At 58.1% G+C, this 13,952-nt stretch carries 11 protein-coding genes; 2 read left to right on the top strand and 9 right to left on the bottom strand.

Annotation, left to right across the window (positions count from 1 at the left end):
- Nucleotides 1-5: 5 nt before the first annotated feature.
- The 9 genes from hslV to regB all read right to left on the bottom strand — a co-directional run bounded on the left by hslV (nt 6) and on the right by regB (nt 12,525).
- Nucleotides 6-563 (bottom strand): ATP-dependent protease subunit HslV, encoded by a 558-nt coding sequence (gene hslV / locus ACTIEN_RS16310; RefSeq protein ID WP_439524211.1) that lies wholly within the window; start codon nt 561-563, stop codon nt 6-8.
- Between the two features lie 116 nt (nt 564-679).
- A complete protein-coding gene (trxA, locus tag ACTIEN_RS16305; RefSeq protein WP_439524210.1) occupies nt 680-1,000 on the bottom strand; it encodes a thioredoxin in 321 nt (106 codons plus the stop codon).
- Between the two features lie 48 nt (nt 1,001-1,048).
- Entirely contained in the window at nt 1,049-4,441 is a 3,393-nt protein-coding gene (gene addA / locus ACTIEN_RS16300; RefSeq protein ID WP_439524209.1) for a double-strand break repair helicase AddA, read from the bottom strand.
- Nucleotides 4,438-7,383, bottom strand: coding sequence for a double-strand break repair protein AddB (gene addB, locus ACTIEN_RS16295; RefSeq protein ID WP_439524208.1), 2,946 nt, complete (start codon nt 7,381-7,383; stop codon nt 4,438-4,440). Before addB ends, addA begins: the two co-directional genes overlap by 4 nt.
- Nucleotides 7,376-8,056 (bottom strand): nucleotidyltransferase family protein, encoded by a 681-nt coding sequence (locus ACTIEN_RS16290; RefSeq protein WP_439524207.1) that lies wholly within the window; start codon nt 8,054-8,056, stop codon nt 7,376-7,378. Before ACTIEN_RS16290 ends, addB begins: the two co-directional genes overlap by 8 nt.
- Nucleotides 8,056-9,021, bottom strand: a complete 966-nt coding sequence (locus ACTIEN_RS16285) for an aminoglycoside phosphotransferase family protein (RefSeq protein WP_439524206.1) — start codon at nt 9,019-9,021, stop codon at nt 8,056-8,058. Before ACTIEN_RS16285 ends, ACTIEN_RS16290 begins: the two co-directional genes overlap by 1 nt.
- The gene (gene tsaE, locus ACTIEN_RS16280; protein WP_439524205.1) at nt 9,018-9,491 is read right to left on the bottom strand and encodes a tRNA (adenosine(37)-N6)-threonylcarbamoyltransferase complex ATPase subunit type 1 TsaE; all 474 of its coding nucleotides are present in this window, start codon (nt 9,489-9,491) and stop codon (nt 9,018-9,020) included. Before tsaE ends, ACTIEN_RS16285 begins: the two co-directional genes overlap by 4 nt.
- A gap of 52 nt (nt 9,492-9,543) precedes the next feature.
- Nucleotides 9,544-10,794 (bottom strand): PAS-domain containing protein, encoded by a 1,251-nt coding sequence (locus ACTIEN_RS16275; protein WP_439524204.1) that lies wholly within the window; start codon nt 10,792-10,794, stop codon nt 9,544-9,546.
- A 342-nt stretch (nt 10,795-11,136) separates the two neighbouring features.
- Complete coding sequence (regB, locus tag ACTIEN_RS16270; protein WP_439524203.1) at nt 11,137-12,525, bottom strand: sensor histidine kinase RegB; 1,389 nt, start codon at nt 12,523-12,525, stop codon at nt 11,137-11,139.
- A 117-nt stretch (nt 12,526-12,642) separates the two neighbouring features.
- Here regB and ACTIEN_RS16265 point away from each other — a divergent pair, with 117 nt between their 5' ends.
- The gene (locus ACTIEN_RS16265) at nt 12,643-13,269 is read left to right on the top strand and encodes an SCO family protein (RefSeq protein WP_439524202.1); all 627 of its coding nucleotides are present in this window, start codon (nt 12,643-12,645) and stop codon (nt 13,267-13,269) included.
- A gap of 78 nt (nt 13,270-13,347) precedes the next feature.
- On the top strand, nt 13,348-13,902 hold the full coding sequence (locus ACTIEN_RS16260) for an ActR/PrrA/RegA family redox response regulator transcription factor (protein ID WP_439122116.1): 555 nt from the start codon (nt 13,348-13,350) through the stop codon (nt 13,900-13,902).
- Nucleotides 13,903-13,952 lie beyond the last annotated feature (50 nt).

Raw genomic sequence — 13,952 nt, 5'->3', positions numbered from 1 at the left:
GCGGTTCAAGCGCTGATCGTCTCAACCGTCAGGTTGCCGTTGGTGTAGACGCAGATGTCGGATGCAATTGCCATGGCGGCGCGTGCGATTTCCTCGGCGTCCTTGTCGCTGTCCATCAGCGCGCGTCCGGCAGCCAAGGCATAGTTCCCGCCTGATCCAATGGCGGTCACGTCGTGTTCGGGCTCAAGAACATCCCCTGCGCCGGTGATGACATAAAGATCCTTGCCATCCGACACGATCAGCATCGCTTCCAGCTTTTGCAGGTACTTGTCGGTCCGCCAATCCTTGGCCAGTTCAACGCTTGCCCGCTGTAGCTGACCGGGAGTCGCCTCGAGCTTGGTCTCAAGCCGTTCCAGCAATGTGAACGCGTCAGCAGTCGATCCGGCAAAGCCGGCAACCACATCATAGCCACCGGGGGAAATGCGACGCACTTTGCGGGCGGTGCCCTTGATGACGGTCTGGCCAAGGCTGACCTGCCCATCGCCCGCAATCACCACCTTGCCGCCTTTGCGGACGCCGATGATCGTGGTGCCATGCCAGCCGGGAAAGTCGTTGTCAGCCATGGGATGTCCTTTTTGCCTTTTGTGACGATATGGGCCGACCCACCGGATCACACAAGCCCTTCAACGCAAAACGCCCGGCGCATTGGGCCGGGCGTTTGCGTGAAATCTGTTTGCGATCAGATGCTTTCGTCGATCCAACCCTTCAACGCGGCTTTCGGGGCGGCGCCTGTCTTGTTGGACACGACCTGACCATCCTTGAAGATGAACAGTGACGGAATCCCGCGCACACCCATGGCGGCGGCAGTGTTGGGGTTGTTGTCGACATCCACCTTGGCAATCTTGATCGCGTCGCCATATTCGGCGGCCAGTTCTTCAAGTGCTGGGCCGATCTGTTTGCAGGGGCCGCACCATTCTGCCCAGAAGTCTACGACGACTGGAACGCTGGAATTCTTGACTTCGGCATCGAAGGTATCATCGGTTACGGCGACGGTGGACATTGGGGGTCTCCTTGCGGCTCATGCGCATGTTTGTGTCGGAACAGGAGACTATGTACCCTCTGCGGGGGCGTCAAGGTGGCGTGCCCTCACGAGAGCTTGTGTGACCCGCTTTTCTGACAACGGCATATAGGTGGCTGTCCGGGTCCAGAGTATCCCGGTTTCGATCTTTTTGTCGGGATAAATCGACCCCAACATCGCATGATAGGCGCCCATCTGACGCAGCAGACCTTCCGGTGTCTGGTCTTCAGAAGTCGGGACGGTGCGATTGGTCTTGAAATCAACGGCCGTGACTTTGGAATCAGTGATGATCAATCGATCGATGATTCCGTGCAAAGGTGAGTCTTGTAGCGCGTAAACCGGTGCGGTGACGGCCACTTCGGCCAGCGCAGTATCGGAAAAGAAAGGAAGCAGCGCAGGAGCATTGAGAACGGCCAGTGCTTCGTTGATCATTTCATCCGCCAAGGGATGGTCCCCGATCAGGGATTTGGCCACGCGCGTCCGATCCTCTGCCGCAAGTGAGGGCAAGGTTTCGAGAAGCAAGTGAATAAGCGTGCCGCGTTCTTTCGCGGTTTCGCTCAGATCACCATCGGCCCCCGAAAGCGCTTTTGCGCCCCCAAGGTCAGAGGGACTCAACGCCTTCGGGGCTTCGTCTGGGCGGGTCGCAACCGTCTGGAACACGACTGGTAGGGCAAGGGCCGATGGCGCGCTGTGGGCTGGGGCCTGTTTTAGTGCGCCGGGCCAAGCGAGGTGATCAAGGCGCAGTCCGGATTGGGGTCCGTCATCCGCAAAATCAAAGGCCTTCGGGACTGCGCCACATGTCTCTAACGTTGCCGATATGCGGTCATGCCAGCTTTCTGCACTCTTGTCCGGTGCCCCGGCTGCCGCGATGACAAGCCAGCGTTCTGCACGGGTCAGGGCAACGTAAAGCAGGCGGTCTTTTTCCTCTTCTTCGGCTTGCCTGGCGTGTTCAAGGGCTGTGCGCTGAAACGTGGCGCGAGTTTTGTCGGACCCTCGCCAATGTGCGTGACCGTCGGCCAGTACAAAGGTTTCCTTGCTGGATTGAGACGGCTTCTTGTGGGTGTCCGGAAGGATCACGACGGGGGCCTCCAGCCCCTTTGCACCATGGATGGTCATCACCCGAATGCGCGTGCCGGCGCTATCCACAGTGCGCTTTATTTCGATTTCATCGGTTTCCATCCAATGCAGGAAACCGGTCAGGCTCGGGATGTCGGTTTGCTCATAGGCCAGCGCCTGATTGAGAAGGGCGTCAATGCCATCTTCGGCCTCTTCCCCCAGTCGCCCGATCAGCTTTTGCCGCCCATTGTGACGGATCAGGATGCGCTCGAGCAGATCGTAGGGACGCAGGAAATCCAACTGGTCCCGCAAATCGTCGAGAACCTCGAGAATCTGCGGAAAATCGTTTCTACGCCTGCGCAATTCTTCCCAAAGATGCGGGGACTTGCGACGGTGTGCCAGATCAAAGATGGCCTGTTCGTCCAGTCCAAAAAGCGGTGATCGCAGGGCAGAGGCCAGAGACAGGCTGTCTTCGGGTGTCGCCAGAAACGCCAAAAGCGCGCGCAGATCCTTGACCGCAAGTTCGGCCATGACCTTGAGTTTGTCTGCCCCGGCGATGGGAAGGCCCAGCGCTTTACATGACTTCAGGATTTCATGAAAAAGCGCGCCTCGGCTGCGCACCAGAATGAGGAAATCCCCTGCGTGGATGCGGCGGGTTTCAATCGTGCCGTTCTTTTCGCCAATCGGAACCGCGGTTCCGGCATTCAACGTGCCGTCGATAAACCGCGCCACCCGCTGCGCCAGAACGACATTGTGATGTGTCGGGCTGACTCGATCGACCGGAGTGTCCCAGGGCAAGTCTTCGCTGTCGTCCTCGGCAGGTTCGACAAGCGGCCAAAGATCGACCCGACCGGGCACCTGATCGTGGAACGAAATGTGAGTCTGATCCGCCAGAAAACCCGCTTTGTCGCGGCCTTTGAACAGTTGATCGACAAGCCGCAGGATCGGAACAGAAGACCGGAAGGAATAGCTTAGCTGGCCGTCTTGAAGCGGGGCGTCGGTCGCTTGCATCTGATCGCGAAACGCCGCGCGCATGTGGTCGAATTCCTGCGGGTCGGCACCCTGAAAGGAATAGATCGACTGTTTCTTGTCCCCGACAACAAAGATCGTGCGTTGCACCCCGCTGCGCGCGCCTTCACCAGATGTGAACTCCTGAGCAAGCTTGTTGATCACGTCCCATTGCGCCGGGCTGGTGTCCTGCGCCTCATCGACAAGGATGTGGTCTATACCGCCATCAAGACGATAGAGCACCCATTCGGCCTGTTGCTTATCCGTGAGAAGCGCTCGGGTGCGTGTGATCAGATCGTCGAAATCAAGCCAGCCGCGCACCTGTTTCGTGGCCTCGTAGCGCCTCAGAAACACGTCGGCAAACCGGTGCAGGGTCGTGTCCCGCGACACCGCCTCAAGCGCAAGGCGGGTGTCTCGGGCGGCTTCGACCCGTTGAAAAAGGTCTTCAAGACGAGTGACGCTTGCGGCCAGCGGTCCCTTGCGCAGTTTCGTCGAGGGTGGAAGCGATTTGCGCAAATCCCCCTTCAAAGTGAATACCACGCTTTCCAGCGCGATCAATCCATCAATGCCTCCGGATTGGGCAAATTCAATTGCATCGGCCAAGCTGTTGTCCATGCCGACGCCAGAGCGTAGATCAGGGACCAACCCAGCCAAAAATGCCTGTTCGTCGCCGGAAAACACTTGGGCGACGACCATTTCGATCGTGTCGGTTTCCGAAAGACCGTAGCGTTTCAACAGATCTTTGCGCGCCAGTGCTGGCGCAAAACCGTCCCGATGTCGGACGATCCGATCCGCAAGTTCCTGCAGCGGATTTTGTGCCGCAATATGCGCGATATCCGCGATCAGATCAGCCTCGGGACCACTGGCCATGTCGTCCAGGATCTGTTCCCTCAACAATTGCGCGGCGCGGTCGTCGATTTCCTGAAACTGCGGGCTGACGCCAGCCTCAAGCGGAAACCGACGCAGAATCGAGGCGCAGAAGGCGTGGATCGTCTGGATACGAAGGCCACCGGGTGTTTCGATGGCGCGCGCGAACAAGGTCCGGGCGCGGGACAAGAAGTCGGTTGTCAGGCGTTCCCGGTCTTCGCCCAACTCCTGCAACTGGGCGATCAGCGCGTCGTTGTCGAGCATCGCCCATTCGCCCAAACGCTTGAACAACCGGTTCTGCATTTCGCTGGCAGCAGCATTGGTGAAGGTCAGACACAGGATATGTTCCGGGCGGGCATCGCCCAAGAGAAGCCGTGCCACGCGGTCGGTTAGAACCCGCGTCTTGCCCGATCCGGCATTTGCCCCAAGCCATGTCGAGGCAAAGGGATCAGCCGCGCGGACCTGGGCTTCTGTGGCGTCGTTGCGGATCATGCGAGGAATACCTTCTGCGCCGTGTCCGACGCATCCCATTCCCCGTAGCGGGAAAGTTGGTCATAATCAGACCCGAAAATGTCTTTGTGCATCTTGTTGCGCGCCGTGTAGCCCGTTTCGGGATCGCGATAGGCCTCGATCAGTTTGATCAGCATCGCGATGGTGCGTTCAGGTGGGCTATCCTCAAGCGGTGCCAGCACTTCTTTTCCGTCACCCGAGAGCGATATGTAACATGCCTCCGCCACGCCTCTTGGGCTCAGGTCTGCAAAGCCGCCTTCGCAAATCAACGCCGCGGTGACCAGCAATTGCACATCGAACTGTGTCTGTTGGTCCGGTGTGGGGGCCGTCCCGGTCTTGTAATCGTAAACAAACGCTTCGCCCCTGTCGTTCAGGTCGATCCGATCCGCTTTGGCGGTGATGCGGAAAGGAGGCTTGGCAATGTCCATTCGCCCTTTCTTTTCAAACAGGACGGGCCGCGCGCCTGACTGGCGTCTGCGTTCGTTGTGAACAAACCAGCGGGCAATCTTTTCAATGCGGACCCGCCATTGGATGCGATCTGTGGGCCAGGGCACCTGTGCGTTCAGAATGTCGCGCGCGGTCGACAGCAAACGCTCTTCGGTGATCAGATCGGGGTTTTGGGCCGTATCAGAGACGAAGTCTTCGAACACTTTGTGAATGACCGTACCCCTATGCATTGGGTTGGGGGCATGTTGGATCGGGTGCAATTGCCGAAGGCGCAGGATCTTTGAACCATAGATCGCATAGGGATCGCGGATCAGTTTTTCGATGTTGGTGACTGACAATTCATCGGGCCGCGCGATCACCGGCGGCACCGGTGAGGGCCGTCGCGCGGGCGGGGTGACAATCGGCGTTTCCAAAGCGCGGCCAAGGGCAAGCCAATGGTCGCCGCGGTCTTTCATCTCCCGAAGCGCATCCGGCCCTTCGATCTGTGACAAGCCAAGCATCAGGTTGGTCAGCCGGTTGAGCCAGCGTGATGGAACGGTCTCTGCATCCTCGGACCGTTCAGCCCGCGTCAGCCAAACTTCTTTCGCGCCGATGGCCTGTTCGAAGTCATGCGCGGACAACCCAATCCGCCGCTCTGGCAAGAGAAGGCCGATCTGCTGCCGCATCTGTCGATTGAGCCAGGGGTCTGCTGGAGGAGCATCCGGCCAGGAATGTTCATTCAATCCCCCGAGGATCACCAGGTCCGCACCCATCACCCGAGCTTCGATTGTGCCCCAGATCAGGATATGCGGATGCGGTGCATCACGGTCGCGCACCTCTTGTCCCCGCAAGACGCCATCCACAAGGTCGGCGTAATCCCGAGCGGTCGTGGTGCCGCCATACCCGGCGTTTTCGGTCAGATCGTCAAATACCTGTCGGCACGTTTTGCCCGTCTCTTTCGCCCATAGTTCTGACGCATCGGTGCTGGTGGAACCGGCACATGTCGCTTCGGCCTGTGCGATGTGCTGAACGACGTGCTCTACAAGGGCTTGCTGTGCCGTAAGGGCCGGCTGAAGCAGATATCTGTCGATCCATGCCAGCCAGTCCTGCGCATCGTCCGCCCCTTTCCACGCCATGAGTTGAGGCAGATCAGGAAAGGGCACGCCGGTCTTGCGGATGAACAGTTCAAGCTCGGATGTCCAAAGCCTGTGTTGTCCCCGATCCGCGCCAATATGGCACAAGGGGTGCTTGAGGATCGTCAGCAGCGCGTCAGCGGTCGGGCCGTTCACCCGAAGTTGCGCGATATGGCGCAAAAGCCGACCGGGGGCCGTCAGTTGCGCCGGTGTCCCCGCGCTGTCATCGGGAAGGATACCCCAGCGATCCAGCAGCGCCGTGACACGACGTGTCAGCATGCGATCCGGCGTAATCAGCGCGGCGCTGGTTTGGTCTTCGGCGGCTTGCCTCAGACGCAGCGCAATCGCGCGCGCTTCATCGCGTGGAGATTGCGCTTCAAGCAAGGTCAGAGACTGTATTGCCTCCTTCAGAGGGGGCAATTTTGGTCCATCGGACAGCCACTGATCGGTGACAGGGGCAGGGCGCATGGCAAGCGAAACCAGCGCATTGCGCGCCGGGTTCGGAGGTGGTGTCCTTGTCCAGGCCACTACTTGATCGTGCCGGATGTCCAAGGCATCCATAAGTCGCGCAAAGCGGAATTGCGGGTGATCTTCGCCTTGCATCGCCTCGGTGTTGCGCACGTTATCGCGCAGCACATTCCAGACGTCTTGGGGCATATCCGTGTCGAATCCTGGCAGAACAACGGCCCCCTGGGGCAGGCGTGCGACGGCCGACATCAACCGAAAGGCCGATCCGCGTGATCCGGTTGATCCGGCGACGATGATCGGATGTGTCGGAGGCGCCTCGTGCCAGCGATTCAGCCGGTTGGTCAGGGCAAGGCGATTGACGGTGGCGGCGTCTGGCTCCTCTGAATTCGGATCGAAATAATGCGTGACAATCTGCAGAAATCTTTGCGCCCGCTCCCAATGTCCGGACTGATCGGTGACATCCAATGCCGCGATGTCGTCTGGGGTCACGCCTTCGGCCTGCATTTCATCAAGAAGCGCACCAAGACTTTGGGCAAGATCGTAAATGGCCGATCGTGGCGCAAGGCTGGGGTCGAGATCAATCAACCGCGCAACCAATTCCGCAAGTTCAAGCTGACGGCGCAGCGCCGGGACGGGTTTGGGCAGACGGGCCTTGTCGACAGGATCGGCCAGATCGGTGATAAGACGGATGCGCGGCAGGAAGCCGGCGCCGAATTGGTCAAACACGGATTCGACCCGCCGCTGCATCCGTCGCGTGTTCAGGATCAATTCTACCCGCGCCATAGCTTCCGGAGGGCGATCAACAAGGCGCGCCTTGAGACCCCGCACAAGTTCCATTGCAAAATCGGCGCCCGACGGCAGGGCAAAGATTCTGGGTGTTCCGGTTGGGTCAAACATTCGCATATCCCAGCATCTGTTCGGCCATCGCGATACCATCTGGGTGTCCGACATCGCACCATTTGCCGGGATAGACCACTGCACGCAGTTGTCCGGCCTGCTCAAGCTGTTCCCAGATCTGTTTCAGTGAAAACACGTTTTGTGGTGTGTCAGAGACGAGTTCTGTTCGAATAAGCTGCACACCCGAGTAGATTGTTTGGCTACCCCAAGTGGCGCAACCCGCGTCGTCGATGTTCAGATCACCCTTTCCGGAATGGGCAATTGCGTTTGCGTTGGGGATGCACAACAACAAGGCCTGCGTGCCGTTCGTCCATGCCGATTTCAATACCGAAAGCGGGTTTGGACCGTCCCAGACGGCATCCGTGTTCATTGTGAAAACAACGTCGGACTGCAACAGGGGCAACGCCGCCTTGAGTCCACCTCCGGTGTCCAGAATCTTTGGCGTTTCGATGGAAACCTGCACGTTGGTTCCGGCAAAGTGTTCTACGATCTGATCTGCCTTGTAATGCGCATTGGCGACGATCGCAGACGGAGCGATATCGCGCACAAATGCCATGGCATGGTCAATCAAGGGCTTTCCCGCAACAGGGACCAACGGCTTTGGCCGATCCTTGGTCAGATCACCCATACGCGTCCCGAACCCGGCGGCGAACAGCATGATGGCGTCCGACATCAGGTGGCCCCCTTGTTGAGAAGGGCCGGTGTTGGCTCTGGGAAGAGGTCAAGAACCAGAGGCTCCAACTCTTCGGCGACAGGGGTGGCGAGGCTTGTTCTGATATGGCCCCAGACTCGCGGGATCAGAGACATGTACCCAGATTTCCCCGCCTGCTTTGCCAGTCGCGCGAATACGCCCAGGATGCGCAGATTGCGCTGGATGCCAAGCAGGTTGAAGACCGGCACGACGGTATCCGCAGATCGGCCAGTTGCGCCCAGATAGTGTCTGATCGTGACCATCTGACAGTCGGTCGTCACATTGCGGCGGGCATCCTGAAGCATGGAAACCAGATCATAGATCGGCGGGCCAATAAGCGCGTCTTGAAAATCCAATAGTCCAACCCGCTGAACGCCGGACCGTTCCGGAAGCCAGATCATGTTTTCGGCATGGAAATCCCTTAGGACAAGGACAGTTTCCTGTGGCAGATGACGTTCCAGGAGATCGGTCAGTCGCATTGTGATCTTGTCGGCGGATTGGTCGGGCGTGATACCCAATGCGGGAAGGTAGTGGGTAAATGCAGGTTCAATCATCTGACCCAGAACCTGAGGTGTTGCAGTGCGGAGACCCTCGGGCAGTGGCTCGGTCTCAAGATGGCAAAGCACATCGGTTGCGGCCTCGTAGAGCGGGATTTCCATATCCGGCGCATCTGCAATGACCCGCGCGAATTGTGCATCACCAAAGTCTTCGAGCAGCATGAGTCCGTCGGACCGGTCAAGGATGTCGGGCGCGGAGAAACCAAGGGATGACAGATGCGTGGCAATTGTCGCAAAGCGGGGGGTATCGTCCTGCGGATCAATCATCAAGATCGCGCGTTTTGGGCCCGAACAGAGCCTGATATAGCGTCTTGAAGACGCATCCCCGGCAAGCGGATATTGGTCTGCATCACCCCAGCCAGTGCGGGTAAGGAATGAGTCCACATTCATGGTAGAACCTTCTTGACCCGGTCGTTCCAGGAAGGGTCCGTCCAGTTCAGTGTGATCTGTCGTGTGTCATTCCGATGTGTGTCTTCAAAGCAAAGCGACAGAGCGTTTGCCGGTGTCAGGTCGCCCAGCCGATCTGGCCATTCGATCAAGCAGATCGCGGTCTGAAAAGCGTCAAGCAGACCCAGTTCGATGATCTGATCCGGATCAGGCAACCGGTACAGGTCTGCGTGCCACAATTCGCAGTCTGGCAGATCATAGCTCTGGACAAGGGTGAAGGTTGGAGAGGGAACATCCTCGGGCTCGGCCAGTTTCGACAGGATCAAAGCGCGCGCGAAATGGCTTTTTCCGGCGCCGATTTCGCCCTCAAGAAGTACGCAATCCCCCGCTTTCAGCTGTGCGCCCAGTCGTGTGGCAAGCTGTGCGGTCTTGTCAGGAGAGGTCGAGGTGAAGGCCGCGCTGTGATGGGTCATGGCGGCATGTTTACCTGCCCTGTCCCGGGTCGCAAGATTGGAAACCAAACGCTTAGGCGGAAACGATCTGCAGCCCGTCTTTTTCAGAGGATGTGTCGCGGCGTCTGGACGCGTGGCAAAAGCGGATCAGCGTGGCACCATAGCAGATCGGATCAATCCTGCAGACCACCTCGCGCCCATCTTTCGCGCGCAGTTCGCTGTCCCAGCTGGCCCGTTCTGTGGTGCTGATGACGTAGTCGCGCAGCTCCGGCCAGACCGGTGTTGGGTGAAAGGCCGATTTCCATTCCTGTGTTGCATCCATGATTGTAGATTCGGCGATGCAGGTGTCTGGGTCCACCTTCCACATCAGTTTGTAAGCGGCATTGCAGAGTGTCAGAACGCCTTGCTGATTGAAGACGGCAAAAGCGTCTTCCATGGCATCCAGCATGGATTGCATCGTTTCCAATTCGGTCCGAAACCCCCGTGTCAGAGACACTTCTGCCGTGATGTCGTTGAACAGGAACGCGATGGCTCCGTCCGGATACGGCCGCCCGGTAACGTCAAGGGTCTGACCCCCGGCAAGGTTCCATGTTTCGCGAAACCGATCGTCGCTGGCTGCCGCGACAAGCTTGGCCATGCGTTCGCGCCAATCATCGTAATTCTTGGGTTCCGGCATGACCTGCTTTTCGCGCAGTTTATCGAAGAATTCGAAAAGTGCGGGACGACTGCTCAGAAACTCGACGGATACACCGCTCAGGTCAATCAAGGCCGGATTGAACAGGGCAAGCCGCCGATCCCGGTCAAAGATCGCCAGTCCGGTCGTCAGATTGGCAAAGGTCTTGGACAAGGTCTGGACAAAGTTGCGCTGGGCCTCTTCGGCGCGCACCACCGCATCAATACTGGTCGCAAAGTAAAGCACGCCGGTTTCAGTTTCCTGTGGGGTCACTTCGAGCCAACATTTGCGGGCTTGAACCAGCTCAGGCGCAGAGAGTTTAATACGCTTTGAGCGCAGACCATCCGGATGGCCAAGCAACCCGTCAATATGATCGACAAAAGCGCGCGCGCCACCGTAGGCATCGGCATAGCGATGGAACGCATCGTTTCCTGAAATGAAATCGCCCTTATGGTCGACGCTCCACATCGGGTCGGGTGCATGGATCAAAGCAGGCTGCATGCGGGCCACGGCGATTTCGTTCTGTTTGGCCTGAAACCAGTCTTTCTTCTGGTCGGGAAGGGGATAAAGCGTCAGCCGATATCCCGTGTCATGCGGTTCTATCGTCAAACCGACCCCGGTGGCGGCAGAATCAAGGCTGAGTTCAGACAAGGTACCAGGCAAATTGGGGACATAGGGCAACAGAGCCTTACGCACGTTTGGCCAATCTGGCGCGGTGGCCGTGTCAGGCAGCAGAGGCCAAATTGCATTGTCGGCGTCAACAAGGCGATTCCCTTTGAACAGGAGTGAAAGGGTTTCGTCGTGATGGGGCAGAAGATCTCTGGTCGGTCTGCATGCCAAGTAGGCAAGGCCTGCAACGGTCAGAGCGGCGCATCCAAGGCCGATCAGAACCGAAATCCAGAATATAGAATCCATCTGATCACCCAATACCTTCTTCAGGGCTATTGAATGTCGAGATGATTAACGGACCGTTAAGGTTATGAGATTGCTTTTCTAAGGCTCGAAAGACGGATTTTCGCCAATGCCTTCGCCTTTGGCAAGACTCGCCGGGACAATCGCATCGCGCGGCCAGACCACTTCGACAATGGCACCCCGACGTTTCGAAGATCCATTCACACGATCAGCACCGTTGGCAAAGCTGAGTTCCGCCCCCGAGCGTTGCAGCAGCGTCTTCGCGATGAACAGACCCAGACCCATGCCTTCGTATTCCGGGCGCGCACTGCGGTCGCGGTCCGTACGGCGGTTGCGCACAAACGGATCGCCGATGCGGCCCAGCATATTGGTCGGATAGCCCGGCCCGTCATCCATGACCCGCACCGAGACCATATTTTCTGTCCAGCGGGCTTCGATCCAGACGGTTGCGCGGGCGAAATCGACCGCGTTCTGGATCAGGTTGCGCATGCCGTGGATAATCTCGGGGCGGCGCAGCGCCATGGGCGGGTCAAAGTCGTCTTCGCTTTCGCCCTGCGCATCGATGAGAACATCCTTGCCACGGTTCAGGTGGGGTTCCGCTGCCTCGCGGATGACCTCAATCAGGGGAGCGGAGCGGATGTGCAGGTCTTCTTTGCCCGCCCGGCCCATTGATTGAAGAATATCCCGGCAGCGATCGGCCTGTTCGCGGATCAGGCGGGCGTCATCCTGCAGATCGGGCTGGTCCTCCAGGTCTTCCATCAATTCGGCGCTGGCCAGCTTGATCGTTGCCAAAGGTGTTCCCAACTCATGCGCCGCAGCTGCGACCACACCTCCGAGGTTGTTCAACATCTGGGTGCGGCTGAGCGCCATCTGTGTCGCCACCACGGCGTCGCCCATGGAATTCATCTCTTCCGTGACCTGCCGTGCATAAAGGGACAGGAACACAACCGCGATGGTAATGGCGGTCCATTGTCCAAACACGAACACATCCGCGATGCGCATGATGAACCCCTGCTCTGTTCGCAAGGGCAGGTGAAAGAAAACCATCAGCGTCACAAGCGTAAGAGCAGTGGCCCCGATGATGATCGTGGACCGCAGCGACATGATCGTGGCCGAGACAATCACGGGGCCAAGGATGAGGATCGTGAAGGGATTGTGAAGGCCGCCGGTCAGATAGATCAGAAAGCACAATTGCAGGAGGTCGAACAGAACCATCAAGAAGTTCTCGGCCTCGTTCAGGCGTTTGTTTTCGGGGAAGACAAAGATGGCGATCAGGTTGCCCACAATCGACACGCCAACAGCCAAATAGCACAAACCCAGCTCAAGCTGTAGGCTATACAGCTGTTGTGCCAGTGTGATGGCGGTCAGTTGCCCGATGATCGCAAACCAGCGCAGCCAGATCATCGTGCGAAGACGAATAAAGCTGCCGCGTTGCCGTTCCTGGAAAAGACCGAAGTCTGATTGCGTCATCTGCGCCCTTTCGCCACTTGCCCCGGATTTCAAAATCTTTACCTCGACTGTAACAAAGCATAAGCAAGGCAGTTCTGATGAGAAGGGCTTTGTTGGTACAAGGACAAAGAGGATCACATGGTACGTTTGGCAGCGATTTCGGCAGGTGTGGCAATCGTCGCGCTGGTAGGTGGTATCTGGTACGCAAGCATGCCGGCGGGCAGTGGTGGCGATAAATACGCGTCTTGCCGGACCACGAGGGTCGCCGGTGGGTCGGATACGATCGGCGGTCCCTTCACGCTGGTCAATTCGTCCGGCGAGACCGTCACTGACAAAGATGTGATCACAAAGCCTTCACTGGTTTATTTTGGATATACGTTCTGTCCGGATGTCTGTCCGCTGGACACTGCCCGAAACGCCGAAGCGGTCGATATCCTGACGGAACAAGGCCACGAGGTCACGCCTGTTTTCATCTCGATTGATCCTAACCGGGACACCCCCGAAGTTGTCGGTGATTTTGCGGCCAACCTGCATGAAGACATGATCGGATTGACCGGTTCTGAAGAGCAGGTCAGGGCGGCCAGTCAAGCCTATCGAACCTACTACAGCCGCCAGCCAGGAGACGATGACTACTACCTTGTCGATCATTCGACCTTCAGTTATCTGGTCATGCCTGATGACGGGTTCGTGGAGTTCTTTCGCCGCGAGCTGAGCCCTGAACAGCTTGCAGAGCGCGCCGCCTGCTTTCTTGAAGTCGCGGAATAGCGCGCCATTTGAGCGTTGATGTTGGAAAATTCACCGTTAATACTGGCGGATAACGCAACGCGACGGGAGGGAACCACGGTGAGCGAGCGGACCTTAGACGATCTTGGCGACGACAAAAGCCTCTTGCTTGTGGACGATGATGAACCGTTTCTGCGTCGTCTCGCCAAGGCGATGGAAAAGCGGGGCTTTGAAGTTGAGACCGCTCAATCCGTCACAGCCGGGTCTGCCATCGCAACTGCACGTCCTCCTGCATATGCTGTAGTTGATTTGCGTCTTGAAGACGGGAACGGCCTTGATGTGGTCGAGGTGATCCGCGAAAAACGTCCCGACAGCCGTGTTGTCGTACTGACCGGATATGGCGCGATTGCGACGGCTGTGGCCGCGGTGAAGATCGGCGCGACCGATTACCTGTCCAAACCGGCCGACGCGACCGACATCACAAATGCGCTATTGGCCAAGGGTGATGATCTTCCTCCGCCGCCCGAAAACCCGATGAGCGCGGATCGCGTGCGTTGGGAACACATCCAGCGTGTTTACGAACTTTGTGATCGCAACGTGTCGGAAACCGCCCGTCGATTGAACATGCACCGCCGGACCTTGCAGCGGATATTGGCGAAACGCTCTCCGCGATAGAGCAGGGAAGTCTTTCGAAAGGGTTTGGTCACGCGGTTTCAAAACCGCAT

The organism is Marivita sp., assembly GCF_051859345.1.
Lineage (GTDB): Bacteria > Pseudomonadota > Alphaproteobacteria > Rhodobacterales > Rhodobacteraceae > Marivita.
The sequence above is the reverse complement of the archived record's forward strand: the minus strand, read 5'-3'. Positions and strand labels throughout refer to the sequence as shown.

What these genes read in the sequence shown, in the direction of transcription:
- hslV (WP_439524211.1), bottom strand. Translation starts at nt 563, where the DNA reads ATGGCTGACAACGACTTTCCCGGCTGGCATGGCACCACGATCATCGGC.
- trxA (WP_439524210.1), bottom strand. Translation starts at nt 1,000, where the DNA reads ATGTCCACCGTCGCCGTAACCGATGATACCTTCGATGCCGAAGTCAAG.
- addA (WP_439524209.1), bottom strand. Translation starts at nt 4,441, where the DNA reads ATGATCCGCAACGACGCCACAGAAGCCCAGGTCCGCGCGGCTGATCCC.
- addB (WP_439524208.1), bottom strand. Translation starts at nt 7,383, where the DNA reads ATGTTTGACCCAACCGGAACACCCAGAATCTTTGCCCTGCCGTCGGGC.
- ACTIEN_RS16290 (WP_439524207.1), bottom strand. Translation starts at nt 8,056, where the DNA reads ATGTCGGACGCCATCATGCTGTTCGCCGCCGGGTTCGGGACGCGTATG.
- ACTIEN_RS16285 (WP_439524206.1), bottom strand. Translation starts at nt 9,021, where the DNA reads ATGAATGTGGACTCATTCCTTACCCGCACTGGCTGGGGTGATGCAGAC.
- tsaE (WP_439524205.1), bottom strand. Translation starts at nt 9,491, where the DNA reads ATGACCCATCACAGCGCGGCCTTCACCTCGACCTCTCCTGACAAGACC.
- regB (WP_439524203.1), bottom strand. Translation starts at nt 12,525, where the DNA reads ATGACGCAATCAGACTTCGGTCTTTTCCAGGAACGGCAACGCGGCAGC.
- ACTIEN_RS16265 (WP_439524202.1), top strand. Translation starts at nt 12,643, where the DNA reads ATGGTACGTTTGGCAGCGATTTCGGCAGGTGTGGCAATCGTCGCGCTG.